The sequence below is a fragment of the Bradyrhizobium sp. CCGB12 genome (genome assembly GCF_024199845.1).
In the GTDB taxonomy this organism is placed as follows: Bacteria; Pseudomonadota; Alphaproteobacteria; order Rhizobiales; family Xanthobacteraceae; genus Bradyrhizobium.
Window position 1 is genome coordinate 1 of the sequence record NZ_JANADO010000002.1, and the last position, 20,782, is coordinate 20,782.

16 protein-coding genes and 3 pseudogenes are annotated in these 20,782 nt (G+C 60.0%); 9 read left to right on the forward strand and 10 right to left on the reverse strand.

Features of this window, described 5'->3' with window-relative positions; translation table 11 throughout:
• Nucleotides 1-2,185: 2,185 nt before the first annotated feature.
• Nucleotides 2,186-2,374: a hypothetical protein gene (locus tag NLM27_RS41265; RefSeq protein ID WP_254149071.1), complete on the reverse strand. Its 189-nt coding sequence runs from the start codon at nucleotides 2,372-2,374 to the stop codon at nucleotides 2,186-2,188.
• Between the two features lie 742 nt (nucleotides 2,375-3,116).
• On the opposite strand from NLM27_RS41265, the gene NLM27_RS41270 reads away from it, so the two are divergent.
• The 4 genes from NLM27_RS41270 to NLM27_RS41285 all read left to right on the forward strand — a co-directional run bounded on the left by NLM27_RS41270 (nucleotide 3,117) and on the right by NLM27_RS41285 (nucleotide 5,148).
• Nucleotides 3,117-3,536 carry a hypothetical protein gene (locus NLM27_RS41270; protein WP_254149072.1) on the forward strand — a complete coding sequence of 140 codons (420 nt, stop codon included), beginning with the start codon at nucleotides 3,117-3,119 and terminating at the stop codon, nucleotides 3,534-3,536.
• Between the two features lie 193 nt (nucleotides 3,537-3,729).
• Nucleotides 3,730-3,978: a ribbon-helix-helix domain-containing protein gene (locus NLM27_RS41275; RefSeq protein ID WP_254149073.1), complete on the forward strand. Its 249-nt coding sequence runs from the start codon at nucleotides 3,730-3,732 to the stop codon at nucleotides 3,976-3,978.
• A gap of 199 nt (nucleotides 3,979-4,177) precedes the next feature.
• Nucleotides 4,178-4,369, forward strand: a complete 192-nt coding sequence (locus NLM27_RS41280) for a hypothetical protein (protein ID WP_254149074.1) — start codon at nucleotides 4,178-4,180, stop codon at nucleotides 4,367-4,369.
• A gap of 563 nt (nucleotides 4,370-4,932) precedes the next feature.
• Nucleotides 4,933-5,148: a hypothetical protein gene (locus tag NLM27_RS41285; RefSeq protein ID WP_254149075.1), complete on the forward strand. Its 216-nt coding sequence runs from the start codon at nucleotides 4,933-4,935 to the stop codon at nucleotides 5,146-5,148.
• 827 nt (nucleotides 5,149-5,975) lie between these two features.
• Here the strand turns inward: NLM27_RS41285 and NLM27_RS41290 are convergent.
• Together NLM27_RS41290 and NLM27_RS41295 are read right to left on the reverse strand one after the other, a co-directional pair.
• Nucleotides 5,976-6,146, reverse strand: a complete 171-nt coding sequence (locus tag NLM27_RS41290) for a hypothetical protein (RefSeq protein WP_254149076.1) — start codon at nucleotides 6,144-6,146, stop codon at nucleotides 5,976-5,978.
• Between the two features lie 97 nt (nucleotides 6,147-6,243).
• Nucleotides 6,244-6,447: a hypothetical protein gene (locus NLM27_RS41295; protein ID WP_254149077.1), complete on the reverse strand. Its 204-nt coding sequence runs from the start codon at nucleotides 6,445-6,447 to the stop codon at nucleotides 6,244-6,246.
• A 136-nt stretch (nucleotides 6,448-6,583) separates the two neighbouring features.
• Between NLM27_RS41295 and NLM27_RS41300 the strand changes: the two genes are divergently transcribed.
• Nucleotides 6,584-6,790, forward strand: a complete 207-nt coding sequence (locus tag NLM27_RS41300; RefSeq protein ID WP_254149078.1) for a hypothetical protein — start codon at nucleotides 6,584-6,586, stop codon at nucleotides 6,788-6,790.
• Nucleotides 6,791-6,863: 73 nt separating this feature from the next.
• Here the strand turns inward: NLM27_RS41300 and NLM27_RS41305 are convergent, their stop codons facing one another.
• Together NLM27_RS41305 and NLM27_RS41310 are read right to left on the reverse strand one after the other, a co-directional pair.
• Nucleotides 6,864-7,001, reverse strand: a complete 138-nt coding sequence (locus NLM27_RS41305; protein ID WP_254149080.1) for a hypothetical protein — start codon at nucleotides 6,999-7,001, stop codon at nucleotides 6,864-6,866.
• A 1,109-nt stretch (nucleotides 7,002-8,110) separates the two neighbouring features.
• A complete protein-coding gene (locus NLM27_RS41310) occupies nucleotides 8,111-8,320 on the reverse strand; it encodes a PRC-barrel domain-containing protein (protein ID WP_254149081.1) in 210 nt (69 codons plus the stop codon).
• Nucleotides 8,321-8,678: 358 nt separating this feature from the next.
• Here NLM27_RS41310 and NLM27_RS41315 point away from each other — a divergent pair, with 358 nt between their 5' ends.
• The 3 genes and pseudogenes from NLM27_RS41315 to NLM27_RS41325 all read left to right on the forward strand — a co-directional run.
• Entirely contained in the window at nucleotides 8,679-9,164 is a 486-nt protein-coding gene (locus NLM27_RS41315; protein ID WP_254149083.1) for a Phasin protein, read from the forward strand.
• Between the two features lie 191 nt (nucleotides 9,165-9,355).
• A complete protein-coding gene (locus tag NLM27_RS41320) occupies nucleotides 9,356-10,303 on the forward strand; it encodes an alpha/beta fold hydrolase (RefSeq protein WP_254149084.1) in 948 nt (315 codons plus the stop codon).
• A gap of 316 nt (nucleotides 10,304-10,619) precedes the next feature.
• Nucleotides 10,620-11,910: pseudogene (locus tag NLM27_RS41325) on the forward strand (TRAP transporter substrate-binding protein); the annotation flags it as partial.
• Between the two features lie 169 nt (nucleotides 11,911-12,079).
• On the opposite strand, the gene mdoH reads toward NLM27_RS41325, so the two are convergent.
• The 4 genes and pseudogenes from mdoH to NLM27_RS41345 form a co-directional block, all read right to left on the reverse strand.
• Nucleotides 12,080-14,206, reverse strand: coding sequence for a glucans biosynthesis glucosyltransferase MdoH (mdoH, locus tag NLM27_RS41330; RefSeq protein WP_254149085.1), 2,127 nt, complete (start codon nucleotides 14,204-14,206; stop codon nucleotides 12,080-12,082).
• The gene (locus NLM27_RS41335; protein WP_254149086.1) at nucleotides 14,194-15,705 is read right to left on the reverse strand and encodes a glucan biosynthesis protein G; all 1,512 of its coding nucleotides are present in this window, start codon (nucleotides 15,703-15,705) and stop codon (nucleotides 14,194-14,196) included. Before NLM27_RS41335 ends, mdoH begins: the two co-directional genes overlap by 13 nt.
• A gap of 1,163 nt (nucleotides 15,706-16,868) precedes the next feature.
• A pseudogene (locus NLM27_RS41340) lies at nucleotides 16,869-17,092 on the reverse strand (hypothetical protein).
• 537 nt (nucleotides 17,093-17,629) lie between these two features.
• Nucleotides 17,630-17,865: pseudogene (locus NLM27_RS41345) on the reverse strand (IS110 family transposase); the annotation flags it as partial.
• A gap of 442 nt (nucleotides 17,866-18,307) precedes the next feature.
• Between NLM27_RS41345 and NLM27_RS41350 the strand changes: the two are divergent.
• Nucleotides 18,308-19,000 carry an FAD-binding oxidoreductase gene (locus tag NLM27_RS41350; RefSeq protein ID WP_256570478.1) on the forward strand — a complete coding sequence of 231 codons (693 nt, stop codon included), beginning with the start codon at nucleotides 18,308-18,310 and terminating at the stop codon, nucleotides 18,998-19,000.
• 248 nt (nucleotides 19,001-19,248) lie between these two features.
• On the opposite strand, the gene NLM27_RS41355 is transcribed toward NLM27_RS41350, so the two are convergent.
• Complete coding sequence (locus NLM27_RS41355; protein WP_254149088.1) at nucleotides 19,249-20,571, reverse strand: FAD-binding oxidoreductase; 1,323 nt, start codon at nucleotides 20,569-20,571, stop codon at nucleotides 19,249-19,251.
• Nucleotides 20,572-20,782: the final 211 nt, after the last annotated feature.

Consider the following 20,782-nt stretch of genomic DNA (forward strand, 5'->3'; position numbering starts at 1 on the left):
CGGCGAGCTCTGGGGTCTCGGCGACAGCGACAGGTTTGTCCTTCTGAGTTCGCTTCTCGGGTGCAGACGGAAACGCGGAATTGGGCGGCGGCAACTCCTTTCGTGCCAAGGTGCTTGAGCATCCTGGATCGACAAATCCGGTTGCGACAATGAACGATCCGAAGGTGAAGGGAAATAGCGAGGAAGAGACACCCGTCACCGCGGGAAGTTGTCCTTGTACCCAAGTGGACTAGTTGGAGTCCGCTAAATCCACTAGCGGCCCTTCCTAGGCAACCGCCTTCGTTGCTGCGCGCGCCTTGCCGAAGATGCCAGGATGAGTGTCTCCTAGTTGCCGGACTGCGGCGTCTGCAGTTGGCGTATTTACGTCGACCGAGATCCCCCCCGGCTTGATCAGGATTTGTTGCGCCGAGTTTCTCTGTTCTGTGGCCTTTAGTCGTTGGACCCACCTGTTCCGCTTAGTGTGGTCCCATTCGATAACGCCGAGCTACCAGCGCCGCTTGTACCAGTTGAACTCGCGCCGCCGCTGGACGACGAACACCCTGAACTGCCTCCAGAGCTTTGCGCCATGGCGACCGAAAAGGTGCTCAGCAAGATAGTGACAACGATCGTGAGAAGCTTCATTTGTCGCTCCCTATCGCCGGCGTGCAAACCACGCTCCGAGTAGGAACGCTACTCGGGATCGAACTTACGACGCATCGATCCTCGAGGGGGACGCCCCCTATCGTGATGCGGTCGAGCTGCTGGCAGCCGCTGACCAGCGCGAAGACCTGCACGAACTCTACAAGGAGGCTACTCGCACGCCCACGCCCAAGGACGAGGAGATCGTCCTTCGGATTCAGTCTACGGACGAAGAATGAACTCAGCGCTACGCCAGGCAGTAGAGACCCACAAGAGGCTCAAGGAGCTTGCTCAGCGCCGCGCAACCACGAACACGAATGGGAGCAACTACGGCATCAAGGCTACGACACGCCTTACGGCACCGTCGGCAACGAGGCATCACTCGGAAGCGTGCTTGGGTGGTATCCTGACCGGCGCTGTTGGAGGTGCAATACCTAGGGCAAGTTCTACGTGGTGGCTTCCACCATGGGCCCAGCCCATGGGACTCGGGCTTTGGCGGAGGGTTGCCGATCCCGCCCCCTGATGGTTTCGGGAAGCTGCCCATTTCGACGTTCCCGCGTACCCACCCATATGGGTGAACTTTGAGAAGGGCTGGGCCAAGCAGTCATTCACCGCTGGCCACGCTCCTCAGCCTCAGCCCATTCATTTCGTTTTGGACGTGCTAGGCGATACCTAGCGCACAGCCACGTTCCGTTGGGCATTTTCCCGACTAGCGCACCATCGGCTAATTTCGCTGATCTAAGCTCATGACCTTAGCCGACCTCACGAGGGGCTCCCGCCAAGGACCGCATTTGGCCTTGCAGACGTTTGTCGCATTCGGTTTCGTGCAGCGTTAACACAACCCCGGTTATACGAGTCACCATGCTCCGAATGGACCGCCTTTTTGCGAGGCACTGACCTGTGAAACGCGTTTTTACGTTTCTCATAGTCGGACCGCTGCTTCTGAGTGGCGTGCTCGTGTTTGGATCGACGAGTGCTCTCGGTTGGTTGGTTGGACTTCCGTCTTGAGTGGTTTGATTGCGTTTCCAAGTGCGGTTGTCGATTACTCTCTGGGCTTGGGGCCGTTCCGTCCATGATCTGCTGTGTTTGGTAGGCCAGGAATATGAGCCGTAGCCTGCCGAGCCAGGTCTGTCATGGGCATGCACACGCGTAAAAACGGCCCCAGCACAACCCTATGCTGAGGCCGTTGGAGGTTTGCTTGGCGGTAAGGGATCGCCAAGCATCGCAAGACTAGACGTTTGCCGCGAGCCGTTCTGTTCGCTTTCGGACGTTTTGTTCCGCGCCACCTTCTCAAGGCGAGAGGTTGTGACCTCTTCAGCGGCTAGTTGAGCCTCAAGGGCCTGGAGCAATCGCTGTTCTGCGATCGCCCTGCCTTAAATAACTTGGGCAATAGTCTCAATCTGTTCGGCAATGCGCGCTTGGATAGCTGTTTGCCGCTCCTTTTGGTCCATGGGGACTCCCGCTGAATCGGTGCAGGCGGGAGCGCCATTGGTCTCTCAGCCACCGACGTCTACGGGCAGAGCCTCGGCCGGTGATGGTGTACACTACCACGAATGGAACCGTTCAACTATGCTTTTCGGGCAAGCCTGGCGAACGTACCCACGCCGGTCTCCGCGATCCTAGCCCGCTTCAACAGCACCTCGCGATCCTTCCCCGGGGGCAGCTGATTGGCCTGCTCTTTGAGCTTGGCGGCCTGGTCGGCCATGCGTTCTTCGAGGGAGCGAATCTGCTTCGCTCGCCGGCGGAGCTGCGTCATGCCGCACTCCTCAAATCGTTAATGACGAACACCCAACGAAAATCGGTCCGATCCGGTTTCTATAATGAAAATGCGCTAGTCCTGCCACCTTTTCCCGCGATGGATTCACATATGCAAATGCATCCATAAGAGGGAATGCTTCCCTGCTAATGCTGGGCAAACCGGAGCGCGCTCCATTGACTGACGAAGTTCCGTTGCAGAATCGATATTTCGTGCGAATGGGCGGCAAAGGTTGGATGGTTTACGATCGAGAACGCAAGGGCCCAGCACTAATCGGGGAGTACATGGCGGCCAATTTGACGAGGGAGCGAGCTGATCAGTTGCTAGGTTCGCTGTCGACCTCGCGCGTGGGTGCAGCGGCGAAGCGCGAGTAGAAAATGCGGGCCGAAAAAAGGCCCCAGCTGGGCTGGCAGCTGAGGCCGTTGGCCTCCGGCGCCAAGGGGGATCAGGTGAGCACCGGAGCGGAAAGCCAATTCGCCGGATTGCAATTTGTTCCCGACTGGTAAAAACCGCCAGAAATCTTATTTCCGGCCCATGCGTATGGCGTACGAGCTCTGCCTGGCGACTGCCGCCAAGCACCCTTCAGACCCCGATCGGATCCACGAAGTAAAGCATGAGGGCTACCGCATGCTGGTAATCCGGGAGAACGAACGCGTGCGCCTGCTCCCAGGAATGGCCTGGACCGGACGAAGCGCTATACTTGGTCCGCTGGGCAGCCCTGAAGAACCGACAGAAGCGCTTCGTGATCGATGGCAAGGCCGTGATCCTCGGGGTCGATGGCACTTCGGACTTCAACGCTTTGCACTCCCGCAAGCTTGAGCACGAAGTGCAGCTCTATGCCTTCGATATCCTTTCGGTGGGCGGCGAAAATTTACTCCCCTTCCAGCTCCACATGCGCAAGGCAAATCTGGAGCAACTGCTGGCTCGCTGGCCGGACGGGGATCAGAGCGAGGCGAGATCGGGCCCCACTTGTTCAGGCCGCCTGCCGCATGGCTTGGAGGGTTTGGTCTCCAAGCACCGCTATCGGCCATATCGTGGTGGCCGGCAGAAGCTCAAGGTGAAGAACCGGACGTCCACTGATGTCGCGAGAGCTGTGACGCGGGCTGACGCCCGCGCCCACCAAAGGCGCGATGCTAGTTCAGCTTCCCGCGCAGTATCTTGATGATGTCCCGGAATCCTCTGCGTACTCGGGGCGCCTCGACCGGGCGCGAAGCTTAGGCTTCGGCGCGCCATCAACCGGGAGCCGCTCCTTGGTCTGCCATGCCAATGTGCCGCCAGACCCCGTCAGAAATTCGTGGTAATAATTGGGAGGGGTACGTAGCTTCCTACGCCGGATCGAGCGCGAGGAATACGCCATGAGATCCCTCATCCTAAAACGGTCGATCATCGTCGCCGGGCACAAGACCAGCGTTAGCCTGGAAGAGGCTTTCTGGAATGGCCTGAAGGAGATCTGCGGCCTGCGCAGCATGACGCTGTCGGAGCTGGTCGGCGAGATCGATAGCAGCCGCCACCAGGCCAACCTATCGTCCGCGATCCGGCTGTTCGTACTCGACTACTTCAGGCACCGCGCCGCGGCAATCCAGTCTCAGCAGCCGGCACCGTAGCAATGCACTGGGGGAACCAGGGATCAGGAAAAAAGTTGATGCTTTCGAATCATGCCTCGACAACGTGATGCCGACACAACCTCAGCTTAGTGCCAGCCCGAGCTGAGGTTTTTTGGTGCTGTGTACACTTTTGCACAATGTGCTGGAACGCTTTTCGTGGTTCTGAATCATCCCAGGGGACTCTGACGGGATAGGACACGTGCCGCGCTACACCTCTTTCGCTCGCGAGGCCGCAGCAACGCTGTTGCGAATGGCCAAATCAACAAAGGACCCGCAGGTTGCGTCCGGATTGATCCAGCGCGCTGCCGACCTCAAGGATCGTACGGGAGAACTGCCCCCGTTTATCGAGATGGTCGCCGAGGACTCGAAGAAGCCACTAACTAAGAATTGAGGCTGCCCAGTTGGTTGGGAGCCTCTTTCATTGCTTATGTGAAAAAAAGCCCCAGCTCCGGGGGGCATCAAGGTGGAGCTGGGGCCAAAATGGGGTCGTCGCCCTTGGAGAAGGGCATCGGGAAAACTCGGCAATTGGCAAAGCGTTCCCGCGCTGCCGTACCGCTGCTTGATCCGGACGGACTCTGCACCCACGCTGGAAGGGATTGCACGAGCACAGGTTCCGCCTTTCGGAACTGCTTAGACCGCGATAGGATTCACATGCGTGAATGACGCTCCGCCCGCCCTGATTTACCTTGGAGTTCTTCCGTTGAGTGGCCTTCGGGGGTGGCTGAGGCAGGACTCTCGTACGATTCTTCTTTTGGCCAACGGTTGAACGAACTCACTTCCCAACTCATTGGAAGCTCTTCGACTTCAAAACGACGAAGTGGAGCGACGCGCGCGCGATGTTCCTCGGTGCGACCGCCTCCGAACATTCCATCGTCTCGTCGCATAGTTCTCCGCTGCCTTGGAGTGAGACGCTCGGAATCCTTCAATTCCACTCCCTCTGAGAGGAATCCGGTCATGAAGGACATGCAAGCCAGCCTGGAGAAATTACGCACGAGCGCTGCAGAGGCCGCGCTTGTGCGTGACCTCGCGACAGAGCCCAAGAAGCGAGCGCTATACACCACCTTGGCCGACCAACTTTCCAAGCTGGCAGATGAGGTTGAGCGAGCGATCGAGCAGCAGCGCGGGCGCGCAGCTCTGAAGGAGCGGACTGGCTCGCAGCCGGAGCCCTGAGGGAGTGGACCGAGATCGACGTCCCTCACCTCGGATGCAATAGCGAAGTCCGGCGCCGGATCGGCCAATGGCAACAATGGGCAACGGCGACAAGGCGTGGAACGATTTACCGATTGCCAAGTTTGCCTATGCCCCTTCCCCAAGGGTAACGCTGCTTTCCCCAAGGGCAGCCTCAAGAGGCCCCAGTTTCGTCGCCCTGAAGCTGGGGCTTTTTTGGAGCTGCCCAGACTGATGGGTTAGCCCTCTCTGCGATGCGTCGGGCGTCCCCCAGAGGTCGATGCGGTCATAAATCCGCTATCCATCACCACAGCCTCCTAAAACAGTCTTGCGACGGGGGACCGGCGACAGCTCCCCGCTCAAGCGGCCTCGACCAGCCACCCCAGGCCGAGAACTCGTGTGGCCTGAAGAGAGTGGACGGACGACAGAGTTATCGGGACACGAGCTTGACCTAGATCAAACATCCCTCTCAAGCTCGGTAGTTGCCTTCCATTGGAGCTGCACCGGAGGAGCAGGCAATGGCCATTCATCGCCCTACATGGATGATGCATCTATTGGCTTGGGCAATAGCCGCCATTGGTCTCCTCACGATCCTTTCGGTGGCGCTAGGGCACCCTTGAAGGGAGTGAACCCAGAGGTGCCTAATCGATCTCTCCGCGGCGGTGGAGGCATTCATCGAAGCGAATGACATATGTCGATACCACGCCTTCATCCCATTTCACGCCGTACGCGATACATCGAGGCCCATTGAGGTCTCCATTCGATGGATTGGTCATTGAGCCTGTCATGTACGCGACAAGGAATACCGGGGTTGAATGTGTCCATCGGATTCATGCCGTGTGGCCCGGATCGACAGTCTTTGGCGTTTTCTTCTCCCGCTGAGGCGTCATCTTCGCTGGACTTTCTTTGCCAGGCACGCCACGGGGGCCAAGTTGTTCACGCTGGATGTCATCTTCGGAGCGCTGGGGCTCGACACCATTGATCGGCTTATCGGGCATCATTCTATTTTCGCCTTTTCTTGAAGGTCGCGGATGCGGGTGTCAGCCTCTTCCTTGGACTTCACCACTTCAGACCAGTCCTCGGTCCGGGCGAGGTTACTCAGCCGCTTGAGCTCCGCGAGTTGCTCGGGTGTCGGCTTTCCATTTTCGTTTCCTCAACGGCTTCGACCACGGCCTCGTCGTCCAGCACGTCCATGAGTTCGCTTATGGTGTTCTCGCAATCCCGAGGGCCGGGCTCGACATAACGGGCCAGAATGCTCTGAGCTTGCTCTACCGCCTTCGTCACACGCTTTTCCGGGTCCATGTCCGGTACTCCACTAAACTGAGCGCGCGGCTCCCCTTCAAAGGCCGCAGGCATACCGCGGGCAGTCTTCCCGCGAGCAACGGCGACTACCCGAGAAGCAATGCTTACAAGGAGGCGGTGTTCCTATGAGGAACCAATGAGCGGTCGCCGCTTTGAATGTTTTTGGACACAATGGCTGTCAATAGACCTACCGGCGACAATACCCGAAGGGCGCTGTGAAGAAGCGGACGCAACTCAGAATCCGCTGACTAAGACCTCAACCAAGCGCAACAAGATGGGCGGGCAGTTCATGGCCGTCAAGAAGAACGCGAAGAAGTTCAAGGGCGTTCGGAAGGAGAAGTGATGGGCCGGTTTTTATCGGCATCATCATACTCAGCATGACGATAATCCTCACCATGTATTTCCACATCCTCGCTCTATAGCGAGTCTGGAGTCCGCAAAGATGAGCCTCTGTCCACGTTGAGCAGTTCCTGCTTTGCGGGGTGCCAGAAGTCTTCGTCTCGCCCTTCGAGGTTTTCATAGGCGCGCGCCGCCTCGTCAATACGCTTGTTCATCGGGCTCCAGTTGTCCAATGGCGGCCGGGAAGGCGTGTTACTATTACTTGTGGTTCAGCCGGTAAACGTCTCCCGGCATAAGCTCCAACTCTTCGAAAGCGTCCTGCTGGTCGTCCGTAATCAATGCCGGCAGGATCGTAGCCCTCCAGCCTTCAGGCACCTCTGCGAGCACAAGGGTCACGGCCAGTGACGGCTTGGCGGCTATCCAGAGCTGCTTTGCCGATTCATCGTCAGGCGTGACTTCAACGAAGGTGAAGGAGTTTCCGAAAGAACTCTGCCATCATACCAAAATCGGTCATGTAGTCGCTTGTTGCTATCCTAGGCTTCAAGGACTCTTCGATATTGAGACTTGCAGGAACGACGGCTTCTCTATCGGGTTTATTCTTAGGTCACCACAACGCGCCCCGGTGGGACCATCTCCATGGGCCTCAGTCTTCCCCCGGGGTGGGGCCTTCGGTGCTTATAGTGCCCGCTACTTCTTGAGTGTCAGCCCCCGGAACGAGCTCGCGCAGCAGGCCTTCTGAGGTGATATCCCGGTACTCGACGTCGGCAAAGAACTTGGGTTCAACCCAGGTGGCCTTTGGCTTTCTGATGGCCTAGGTCACCTTCTGCTTCGGGCTTACCACAGTGTCGAGCGCCGGAGGTATCGCAACCTCATTAAGGCATGTGAATCAGGAAGCTCGGGCACGCCAGCAGTAAACAGTCGCGGCATGCACTCATCGGCCGCGACGTAATTTAGGGCGGTCCCAAGATGAAGACCCGCCGGGAATTCCTGAAAACGTGCGGAGGGTTTGCTTCGCTGTGATGCTTCCGGCAATGACGCGCCTGCTGTCGACGTCCCTCACGCCGCGGCCGTTGGAGGTGCCCTGAAGTAACTTGGTACCAGGCGGATAGACGCCGTCGATTGATGCGGCTAAGAATGTAGTTCCGCTCGGGCCGCCCGGAGGGTCACGACATTGTCCAGGCCGCTGGACCTGAGCGCCTGTCTTGCCCCTTCACCACCTGCACGAGCTCACCTCTATAGCGAGCCCATCTGCCAAGCGCCCGAACAGTTCGCGCTGCGGGTCGCTCGCTCAACTCGTACCGGCGCCGCATTAGCTCAGTCTTCGTCACTTCTGCACCAGCTTGATCGTTGAGACAGGCCATTTTCCAGGATGGCCAGCGACGGAAAGCCGCAAGCCGTGGGCTTCGTCTAAAAATAATCCCTCGACGGTCCCTGCCTTACCGTCCGTAAGCACAACAGCCTTGCCGATAAGTTCCGTCTCGGCTTTGTGATATTCTCGCATAATCGCTGCGGCACGCTCTTTAGCTCGGGGCATTGCCTCTCAATCGCAGTAGAGCGACGGTGCAGATGCAAAACTTGGGAAATTGAGCAGCGTTCCCTCTACCCGACCGACGGCTTCTCTTTACGGGTGCTAAACCCGAGCCGCGCCGCATCGGCAGCAGCAGATCACAACGAGGGGGGCTGACTGTTCTCAGACTGACCGCCGACATGGATCTCTCGGGTCGCAAGGTCGGCGCTCGTGGGTTGGAGCTGCTATCTAAAATCCATCATCAACATCAAAATGCGCGATGTGAACTCACACACAATTCGCGCGTTTGGAACGCCCACTTCCGAACCCTGTTGTCTTTCCAGAAATGACCGTTGTGGTCGTCCCCCATTTTCTTGGAGCTCAGATGAGCAAACGTAAGGCGTCAAAACGCGTTCGCAATCCGAAAATGGTCGCGCGGCCCCAACGGAACAAGCAGGCCATTGTGAGAAGCCCGAAAGAGAATCTACTTCGCTCTGTTGCGGCAGTCTCAATTGAACCGCCTCTCAAGCTGCATGACGATCCAAAACACGAGGCTCCCATCATTGAGACTCGGGTGGATGCCATACCAGATAACCTCAGTCAGAGCATGAAAGCCTTCGCTTCAGCGACGGTAAACATCCAGGCTTATCAGGCGAAGTTGCTCGAAATAGCCCTGGCCAACGCACAATTTGCCTTTGAATTCGGCCTGAGGTTTGCGGCGATCAGGTCGCCAGCTGAATGGTTCACCGTCATTTCCGAATTTACAAGCAGACGGATCGATATGTTCGGGCAGCATTCGAAAGAAATGTCCGCTTTTCCGTTTTGGGACATCGGGCCGTCCCGAGGGCTCACGGCTCTGGTGGCACGATGACGGAAAGCTTCACCCCTGCAAGGGTTTTCTTGCTTTCGACTGAAAGGCCAATTGTCGATTCCGCTCCCTCGTCGTGAACCAGCGCGTGCCCGTAATGAGTCTCTACTTGGCGCCTGTTGCCTTTCGAGCCAAGGATCCTGGGTTTGTCCCGTCGAATACCGCGCCGGCGCGTACCGTCTAAGGATTGACAAATGTCCACAACTGAAACGGTCCTGCTGATCATTTTGGCCGTACTTGTCGTTCTGATACTCGGCAATATCGCATTTCAGGTGGCGGCGGAGCGAAAGAATCCGCCGATCGGCGACTTCATCGAGTGCGACGGGGTGCGCCTACACTATGTCGAACGGGGAGATGCCGGCGCGCCTTGCGTGGTCCTGTTCCACGGGAATGGCACCATGATTCAGGATCTCATCCTAAGTGGTCTGGTCGACCGATTGGCGCACAACTATCGCGTCATTTGCTTCGACCGGCCCGGATTTGGCTACAGCGCCCGCCCGCGTACGCGCATCTGGACGCCCACAACGCAAGCTTCCTTGTTCGCGCAGGCGCTTGATCAGCTTGGAGTGCGCAATCCCGTGGTGCTGGGCCACTCCTGGGGAACGCTGGTGGCGATCGCGCTGGCGCTGAGAAGCGGCTACGCCGTGAGTGGGCTCGTGCTTGTGTCCGGCTATTATTTTCCAACCTCTCGGATGGACTTTTGGCTCATGTCGGGTCCGGCGTTGCCACTGTTCGGCGATCTGATGCGCTACACTATCTCGCCGATCATATCGTGGGCCATTATGCCGAAGCTGATGCGCACGTTGTTCGCGCCGCGTGCTATTCCGCCGGAATTCAAGAACGAATTTCCGATCTCATTGACTCTCCGACCTAAGCAGTTGAGGGCGGCCGCCGAGGAGAGCGCGTTCCTTATCCCAGCTGCCGCGCAGTTGCAGCGTCAATATCGGGACATACAGTGCCCCGTTAGGATCGTGCACGGAAAGGATGACCGACTCATCGAGGCCAGCCAATCGCGCCGCCTGCACGAGGCGTTAACCCGCTCCCTGCTGCAGCTGGTCGAGAATGCCGGTCACATGGTTACCTATGCAGATCCGCCGGGAATAGCGGATGCCGTGGCGACGCTGGGCTCACCGCACCAGTGAGGATCACGTAGGCTTTTTTTGTTGCTAAGCCGCCTGCTTGGGCGCCGGACAGGTTTGACGAAGCCCTCTTGCTAAACTTACTGGTGTTTGGAGGGCGCGAACTCGTCCTGCTTTCTTTCCGAATTTTCCTTCCCCCACCCCTCGTCCAAGAAATCAACGGCACAGTCCCACCGGCTGCCCAGAAGAAAGGGCCTATTTTTGCTGTCGCATGCAGCCACACGCATCGTCGCGACGGAACATTCCGGTCGGGAACCGGTTCGCCTCGCGGCGGCGCACCTGTCGTTTCCAACCGGGCGTTTGTTCAATGGTTTTGCCGATGTTACCGTCCGATCCAGCCAAGAGTGCTCACGATCGACGCCAACGAAGGCTGCTGATCCTGCTGGCTTTGGGATTTCTTGTTTTCAGCGCCGCTGCGGCCGCCCTCTTCTTCGTTTTGCAGCCCGAGACCCTCCGCATCGCCGTCGGTCCATCAGGGACCGACGACCATCAGGTGGTCCAGGCGATAGCCGATGCTTTCAGTGAGGCAAGCAGGACGGTCAAGCTCTCGCCGATCACGACGGGAGGTGCTGGGCGCCGGCAAACCGATCTCGCAATCGGTCGCGGCGACCTTGACATAACGACCGACGCGCAGATCCTGGCAGCCTTCGGAAGGATTACGTCGCCCAGTGGTCACCCTCCGGGCGACTTGGCAAAGCCTCGAAGAAGAAGGTCACAGGAAAGGTCGTAGAGATCGCCGATCTGCCGGTCACGAAGTCGGCGTTATCGGAAGGACGGGAGTCAACCTCGCCCTCCTACGCACCGGTCTCGTCGGCTCCGGCATCGAGCCTGACAAGGTAGCGACGGCCCAATTCGGGACCGAAGAAACCGAAAAGCTTGCGCAAGACGCCACTCTCGACGCGTATCTCGCCGTCGGTCCGCTCGACAGCAAGATCACTACCGACGCGCTCGCCGCGACTTCGCGGTCGCGAGGAGCTCCGAAGTGTCTTCCCGTCGAAGCATCCGAGGCCATCGCCCTGAAGCACGCCCGCTACGAAGCCGAGGAGATCCCTGGCGGTGTCTTCAACGCCAAACCGGTCTGGCCGGAGGACAAGCCGACACCATCAGCGTCAACCATCTCATCTTGGCCAGAAACGAACTGTCCGAAGCCGAGGTGGCGGCCTCCTATCGGCAGCTTTTCGCTGTCCGCGACACGATCACACAACGTGCGCCGGCGCTGCGCACATCACGAAGCCCGAGTCGGGCAAGGAGATGGACCTTCTGTGCGCCGGGGCGCCGCGGCAGTCGTCAACGGGACGGAGCGGACGTTCTCGACAAGTACAGCGACTACTCCTGGTTCGCCCTGCGACTTCTTCCCGGGATCGGTTCTGTCGCCGCCTGGCTACGACGGTATCTGAATCGCGACGAACGGGACGAAACACCAGCCGCCGCAACCGCATCCTCGAAGTGATCTCGGCATTCGAAATGCCGGGTCAGAAGACGACCTGCTAACGTCCCAGCGCGAAGTCGACGCAATCATCCTCAAGTGCTACGATGATGGAGCGCTCGAACAGGACCTCGCCGCATTCGGATTTGTCCTCGAGCTGTTCGATCATGCCGTCGCCCTCCGATCATGCTGTCAAGGCTCTCTCGCAGGTCGTACCGCGAAGGGAGTATTGATTTTCCCGGGTCGCCGACCGACGGTTCGATCGCTCCGGTGGCGGAAACGGATCAAACGCAGAAGTAGGGGACTACTTTCTGGTTCGAGCCTAGACCGCGTCTCCAAGCGTTATGGCGTGTTCATCGCTTCTGCAACACCGACGACAGCACCGACTCGTCATTCAAGATCGAAAGAAGCTCCCGAGACGACAGATGCGCGGCGGCCTCCTCGAAGGTATCGCTCGCATCGATCTTTGCGCGGCCGACGGCCAAGTTGGCGTCGATCGCGTCGGGCCGGACGACGCGAGGAGGCGGCAACTGCGCGACGTGAAAGGCTAAAAGGGCGGCGTCGTTGCGCAGCTCCGCCAGCGCGGATTTGATCCCTATATTCGCCACCGCGCTCAATTCGTTCGCTCGGCGCAGGACCGGAGGCGGCGCTCCTTCTTCCGGCGTGGCGAACAGCTTGCCGAGCACAGGTCTGGCGGTCAGCGCCCCTATTGGAACGGCAAACAGCAGCCCCAAGACGACCGGTGACATCCAGAGCAGGAGGGGGAGCGAAACGGCGTAAGCGCTTGCTGCCATGGCAATGCCGCACGCGGTCGGGATGCCGTATTTCCGGTAGAGCTCGCGGCGCTCCACCGCGCCGTCCTCGCGCCGTTGCGTCTGCCAGCCCGCATCGCCCCCGGCGAGGATCTCGAAGACTGCGATAGACTGGAAAATCATCATCACGGGCGCCATCAACGCGGACACGACGATCTCCGCGAAAACCCCGGCAGATGCACGCAACGCGCCGCCGAATTGTCTGCGTACCGATCGCCGCGTCCAGACGAGGGCCAGGGCGAGCAGCTTCGGCAACAGCAGCAGACCCATGGTGGCGACGAACACCCAGATGGCGAGCACGGGATCCTGGGCCGGCCAGGTCGGAAACAACGAGAAACCCTTCGGAAAATACTCCGGTCGCACAAAGCGGGCCTGCAGCGAGATCAGCATCCCCAGCAGCAGGAAGAATAGCCATAGCGGCGCCGTCAGATAGGCCACTATGCCCACCATGAAATGCAGGCGTGAGACCCAATGGAGGCCTCGGGAAGGGACGACAGCGAGGTGCTGAAGATTGCCCTGACACCAGCGTCGGTCGCGGGCCGCAAAATCGAGCAGCGAAGGCGGCACCTCTTCGTAGCTTCCGCCGAGCGTCGGCAGCATGTAGATGCCCCACCCGGCCCGCCGCATCAGCGCGGCCTCGACGAAATCGTGGCTGAGGATGTGCCCGCCGAACGGCTTCCGTCCCCGAAGCTGCGGTAGCGCGGCCGCTTCGGCAAACGCCCCCACACGGATGACCGCGTTGTGTCCCCAATAATTGCCTTCGGAGCCGTGCCACCAGGCGACGCCGGCGGCAATCATCGGTCCGTACAGACGCCCGGCAAATTGCTGAACGCGGCTGAACAGACTTCGCGCGTTGACGATCATTGGAAGCGTCTGGACGAGCCCCGCGGTCGGATTGTTCTCCATGGCATGTACCAATCGGACGATAGTCTCCCCGCTCATGAGACTGTCCGCGTCGAGCACGATCATGAAGTCGTACACGCCGCCGAACCGTGTGACCCACTCGGAAATGTTGCCGGCTTTGCGCGCGGTGTTGTCGGCGCGGTGGCGGTAGTACAGCCGAGGCGTTCCGACGGCCTGTCGTAAAGCGAGCAGCGCCTTTTCCTCGGCGACCCAGGTGTCCGGATCGGTGCTGTCGCTCAGAACGAACCAGTCGAACAGCGTTCCGTTTGAGGTCGCATTCAAGGATTCGATGATCGCGCGCAGCCGGGCCGTCAGTCGATGTGGATCTTCGTTGTAGGTGGGAAGCAGCATGGCGGTGCGGCTTGCGATGGGCGGCGGTTCGGTGCCGGACGCTACGGCATCCTCGTCCGGACGGTGGGCCAGCAGCACAAAGAAGCCGGCCACCGCGGACGAGAATGAAAAGGCGACCCAGGCGAGCAGGAGCAGAAAGAGCGCCAACACCATTGCTTCGAGGACGGTGATGCCGCCGACCTGCAGCACACGATACATCTCATACCCGCCCGCCCCGGTGAGCGCCGCCGTTGAGAGGAGGATGACGCTGCGCCGCCATACCATCGTGTTGGCGACCGGCGCAGGAACGCGCTCCGATACCCGGTTCTTGCCGAGATCGCCGGGAGCCATGGGAAGGGGGGACTCGCGCGGCAACAGGCGCTGGCTTGCGATGTCACTGGCGATCGGTTGCGGTGCTGTGCTCAGGGTGCCCATCGATAAACCCAAACTTCCGACAAGGGCTTGTCGCCTTCGGCCAGAAACGCCCGCAGCTCGATTGGCTCCCCCTTCACCTGGCACTGGAAGCTCAGCCGCCAACCAGGGGTGTAGGGATTGGGCTGCGTGACGATGTTCTTCACCTGGGACTTCTCCGCCGTCACCACACCCTTGACGACAGCAGGATCGACGCCTTTCAGGTTATCACCGAGCAGATCGAGCACGACGAGGCGCGCATCCTCACCCTTCGCCCCGATCCCGCTTCGCGTGAATCTGGCGAGCGAATGCGCTTTTGGGCTATCGGGCCCCCAATGCAGCCGATAGGTGTAGTTGTGTTCGCCCTTTGCCTGTAGTGGATTTTTAGGCCGCCAGAATGCGGCGATGTTGTCGTGGACCTCCTCCTTGGTGGGGATCTCGAACAGCATGACGCCGCCCTCGCCCCAATCCCCGATCGGCTCCATCCAGAGACTTGGGCGTTTTTCGAAGCTGGATTCGATGTCCTGATAGGCGAAGAAGTTTCTCTCCCGCTGCATCAAACCGAAGCCGCGCGGATTGAGATCCTGAAAGGTGCTGATCTGAAGATCGCGGGGGTTGCTAAGCGGCCTCCATAGGCTTTCGCCCTTCCCGTTGAAAACCGCCAGCCCATCGGAATCATGGACGGACGGGCGGAAATCGTCGATGTCGTTCCGGTCGTTGGGACCGTAGAAGAACATGCTGGTCATCGGCGCGAGCCCGGCCCGCTGCATTTCGACGCGCGGGTAAACCGACAACTCGACGTCGAAGACCGTCGTGTCTCCGGGCCGTACGGTGAATCGGTAGCTCGCTGCGCAGCTTTTGCTGTCGAGCAGAGCATGGATCACCAACGATGTCGCTCCTGGCGCCGGCCGCTCGAGCCAGAAGGCCTTGAAGAGCGGAAATTCCTCGCCCTTGGCTTCGCCCGTATCGATCGAAAGCCCGCGAGCGGATAGCCCATACGTCTGCCCTTTGGCGACGGCGCGGAAGTAGCTCGCGCCGAGGAAGACGCAGACCTCGTCGTAGTAGTCGGCTCGGTTCATCGGCGCGTGTATGCGGAAGCCCGCGAAGCCGAGATCGATGTCTTCGAACGCCGGGACCTTTTCGCCGAAGGAGAAGTCCGCCTTGCGATACTTGAACTCGCTGGCCTTGCCCTCGGCGACCTCGAAGATGTTGACTCTGTTCTTGTAGAAGAAGCCGCGATGGAAGAACTGCGCTTCGAACGGAAGATTCTTGCCGCGCCAGAGCGCGCGCTCGGGCAGGAAGCGGATCGAACGATACTGATCGTAGTCGAGGTCCTTCAATCCGCTCGGCAGCTTCTCGTCCGGCGGCTCATACGGTTTGCCCGCCAGCATACGAGCCAGGTCCCTCACCGCAGACGGCCCGAACGCCTCGTCCGACGGACGAGCGGCGGCGAAACCGCTTCGCGAAGCGAGCAGCAACGCCGGCAGTACCGCCGACCCTTGAATAAGCTGGCGTCGGTTCACGCGCTCTCCTACTCGCTATTGCTGCCGCGGCCAAGCAACGATCGCGGCGCCCCGCGAGTTCCAATCTGTCCAGCCTTGAACATCTGCTGGAGCTTCCGCACCCCCGGACGAGCGCCCCCTCGCCGTAGGCACGTAGGGTTGCCCACGTGGTCACACGATCTCTGCGTTATCAATCCTTATGAACCGTCCCGACCCCCTTGAAGAAAGGGTGCTGGACGTTCCTCCGCCGACTTCGCTCGACGCTGTGGCCGCCGAACGGCAAGGACATTTGCTGCGGCTAATTCCGCGGTAACTAAGTCTTACGATGAATCCATATGGCCCGATGCTGCCCCGACCGAGTGCGGAGCGAGGTCCGCTTTCGAGACGAGAAGGACAATTGTGGTCTACTTTCGGGCGTCCGCGTCTGACCGGAGATGTTGATCAGCTAAGCGCTCGCGACATTTCAGTAGGAACTGCAGCCACATCAACGCATTTTCGGGGTCTCCTTGTGCGTCGTGGGCGCAATACGATGGATGCTGATGATCGCACGGCTGTTCTGAAACAGCGTTTCGACCGGCTTCATTCCGAGTATTCAGAGTTGGAAGGGTTGCGAACTCGGGCGCAGCCGAGCAAATTCAAGAGAGGCAGACCTCGAGCAGGAACCGGACGAAGCAACTCGCCAACGGCTAAACCAGAATAATATCCGCAAGCTCGAATCCGCCCTGGCGCGGAAGCCCTGCCTCGGGCAAATAACGTCGGACGCTGGGCGGCCAATGCGCTAAGTTATGCGCTGAAGGTAGCCCACGAGCTCGCGATGCTTCAGTGAACCGACCTCCTGGATTGAGGCGCGCCACCATGGAAATGACCATTAGAACCTAATCCGTAGGGCCGCACGGGTGCGACGAGATTTCCTTAGCGGCATTGAATCTTAGAGCCGCGCTGACAACGCCCTCCCGCAAAATGTTTGAAATCAGCGCTCCCTCGCCGAACGGCTGAAGGTTATCGCGCCGGATTGTGGACGCAGCCGCAGCAGATCACGCCAAGATCGTCTCGATCTTGGCAGTGCGGTAGGCATCCAGCAATCGACCGCCGCTCCAGCTGGTCAAGGAAAGTCATCCTCCTACCGACTTGCCAACGAAAGCGGGCTGATAGGACAGGTTCAATGAACGATCAATGAATGTAGATCAGCGGTTTTTGTCGTCCTTGCCGTTCGGGCTACCGTCACCACCGCCATTGCCTTGCCATTTATTTCCGCGTGGACCTGCCGGTCCGCCACTGGACTTGGCGATCTATCCGACGTGAGGGACTTCGACAGCAGGAGCGTCATGGCCGGAGGCGTCACGGCAGCGAACCTTCCGCACGTCTTCAGGAACTCATCCATGGCCGCACTCCTGCTGCAAGACAACATTTTCCCTTCAGTCGTGCGCTTCTTGAGATAGATCAAAAAGCTGAACAGGACGGCAGAGACCCACAGCCACGGTGAGGGCACCGGCACCAACTAACAATACTTGCAGTGGTAGTTCTTCGCCCGTGCTCGGAAACCTTCTTTCGCCTGTGCAGTTGGTGCCAATGCAGCGCGACAGCGTGTCGAAAACTGGCGAGGCCGCCGCCCAACAGATTGCGCGGATGGCATGGGCCATGATGGCCAGGGGTGAGCTACAGGGAGCCCGTCGCGCTCGAGGCGTAACCTATCGCGCCGGACCCGGTGTGACGTAACGGTTGGGAGGGCGAACAGCACGTAATGCAGCGCCGGTCGATCCGGGCGGTCGGGACAACCCACATGGGCCATGGCATCTTCGAATGCGTGCTTTTGACAGGGACCTGATCCGCGCAGGGCATTATGGGCAGCGGGCGAGCGCGATCGCAGCAACCTTGGTGGCTCGGCGCATCAGCAGTCTCGTGAGCCAGGGGAGCAACTGCTCGACACCCCGACGCCCGACGGGGGGCGGATGAAGAGATGGCGCGTTCGATGAAGCATCAGACAGCTCTGTTGCTCGACCGTCTTGGTCGGCACGAACCGCATGTTGAGCCTCGTGACCGCGTCGCAAATTGCCCCCACGTCCGTGGTGTCGTTCTTCTGCCGCTTGACGTAAGGCTTCCATAGGCCGGAGGCATCAACCGCACCGTATGCTCTAACGCCTGCAACTCGCGAGACCAATGGCGCGATGATGCGCAATCCTCGTTCCACGGCCGCAGCCATGGTTCTCGAAGAATGCATCGCAATCTCCTGGCAGCTGATGAACATCCCGGCACACGCTGCCAGGTTCGTGCTTCAAGAGCCGCCGGCCGTCGAACCGGTCCGATACGCTGGAAGACAGCGCGATGGCGGAGAGAGTGTCAGTCAATCTCCGTTGAAATATAAGCCGCTTTTCATTTCAGCATAGGGCAACCTACGGTCTTGGCTACCGGTAGCAACCCGGCAAACGGGCGGCGTCCCACTTCGAGCACCAAGCCGCGACAGATTACCCGTAAAGCCATCGATTGCTCCTCTGAAGTCCTGACGGCCTCGCGATGAAGGGGTTCGACGCGCGGCGCAAGCTGCCGATAATCGTAGCCATTCGGCATTGGTTTCTTCGGAATGCCCTAGCTTCTAGCTCTGGTCCGTCGCGAATCCGCAGACCTGCTGACCACGTTCGAATTCATGGCGGCCCGCTCCATCGTGCTCGGGACCGGGGCAATGACCGACCCGCCCTCCCTGCGAGCGGGCCCATCAGGCGCTGTCCTCGTCGAGTTCGCCTCTTCATCACGCCATCTCGATCTCGACGAACTGATGGAAGCGGTTCTGGCCGAGGCGATCGAGTCCGGCTGGATAGATGACGCATTGCTGGCGCAGAGCGGATCACAGCGGACCGCGATGTGGCTGCTCCGCGAGACCATCCCCGAGGGTGAAAAGCGCCGGAACGGATCCGTCAAGCACGACATCTCGGTACCGCTTTCCTCCATTCAGCGCTTTCTCGATCTGGCCGGCTCGCAGGTGCGGTCGTATGACGCCGACCTTGAACTGTCCGTCTACGGCCATGTCGGCGACGGCAATCTGCACTACAACGTGCTCGTTCCTCCCGATGTCGACCGCCTGGAATTCACCAAGCGGATGGAAAGCAGCCTTTCGTTGCAACTCTACGACACGGCCGCGGCGCTCGGCGGCACGTTCAGCGCGGAGCACGGCGTCGGTCGTTTCAAGAAGCACCTTCTGGAGCGGTACGGCGACGTCGGGCGTATCGCGGCGATGCGCCGGATCAAGACCGCCTTTGATCCGGCGGACATCATGAACGCCGGCGCGGTCGTTCCTCCGTTGGAAATGAAGTCTGCCCGTTGAAACATCGGCCGGCGAGCTGTCGGTGCTTTCGTCTGTGCCCAAACGGTGCATCTTCGGCCGAGTTACCTCGATCAACCAAATCGTCTTGTCCACAACGAAAGAGCCACTCCGAAGGAGTGGCTCAAGTTGGGGAGGAAACGCCCTCAGGAATTGCCAAATCGCGGTCCCGCACGCAGGGATATTCGAGCACTGTTCCGAATTCCTTTGCTCGCCACGGTGCGCGTCAGGCCCGTCTTCCAGCTCGATCTTCAGATGGCGGCGATGTCCAGCTTCGAGCCGTCGACCAGACGCGACAGCCGGAATGGTGTGGGATCGACGCAAGGCGTGTCGTTTACGACGAGCTCTGCGGCCAGATAGCCGAGCCCCGGGCCCAAACCGAAGCCGTGACCCGAGCAGCCCGCCGCGAGGACGAGGCCTTGCACCCCGTCCACCTGCGACACCACAGGCACTGCATCCGGCGTGCAATCGACGAAGCCGCCCCAGGCGCTATCGATCTCTATTTCGCCGAGTTGGGGGAAGGTTTTGCGGACACTCTCCACCACTTGGCTCACCAGCCATTTCAAGGGCGGAGGATCCAGTACGCGTTTCTGTTCGAAGATCCGATCGTCGTTGGTCAGCAGCGCCGACATCGAATCCGGCCCCGAAACGAACGATTGGCCGACGCCGAGCCTGACGTTCTTCAGGCGACGCAAGAATTGCGGCATGAATTCCCGGCTATACCGAATCGCTTGGGGCGTGATTTCGAGGTTCGCCTTGCCGCTGATCGCAAGCGTGTAGCTGCCATCCAGTCGGCGCGTGATCGTGCAGTAGGGTGTCGAGACCGCCTCGCCGATATTGAGCGTCGGGGTAGAACGCAGCGCGGTCTGCCGGATGCTCGCTTGGGGGAAACTGATCCCGAGCGGCCGAAGGAAGCGCGAGGACCAGGCGCCGGCGGCGCACAGCACCGCGCTGGTTTTGATGTAGCCCTTTTCCGTGTGCACGCCCGCAATCCTGCCGTTGGCCAAGTCGAGCGCCCGCGCGGCGCATCCCTGGTGGATCGTGGCGCCCAGAACTCTGGCCCCCTCAGCGATAGCCGGCGCGGCGAGCGCAGGTTCGGCCTTGCCGTCTCGCTCCGAATAGGTCCCGCCAACCCATTTGTCGCGCGCTTCGGGGACGCGCTCGGCCACCTCCGCCCGGCTCAGCACGCGGGTATCGACGTCGTACTCCCTGGCGACCTCGCGCCACTTTTCCCAGCCCGCGAGCACAGCCTCGTCATGGGTCGCATAGACGAGACCGCAGCGACGAAATCCAAGGTCCCGATTGATATCGCGCGTGAGTTCGTCCCACAGCCGCATGGAGAGCACCGATAGCGGCAGTTCGCGCCGGTCGCGGTTCTGCTGGCGGCACCAACCCCAGTTTCGGCTCGATTGTTCGCAGGCGACGTGGCCCTTCTCGAGGAGCGCCACGGAGAGGCCGCGCTTCGCCAGATAATAGGCGGCCGTGGAGCCGAGGATGCCGCCGCCGACGATGACGACGTCGGCCTCGGCCGGGAGACGCTCATCGCTGTGAATGCGCTCGACGTGGGGCGACATGTTCCAACGAACCTCGGCTGCCAAGACTGCGGAAGCAAAGTTTCCGATCAGCCCTTCATCGCATCGTGCGCTCGATAGAATGTGCTGAAATCGTCCAGGACTTCGCAAGATGTTCGGTTTTCTGGCCGTTTGAGCGATACGAGATGCTCAAGCCCGACCGAGTCCAATTCGGTAAAGGCCGGCGCAACCTGCTCGTCCGTTGGATTCGCGC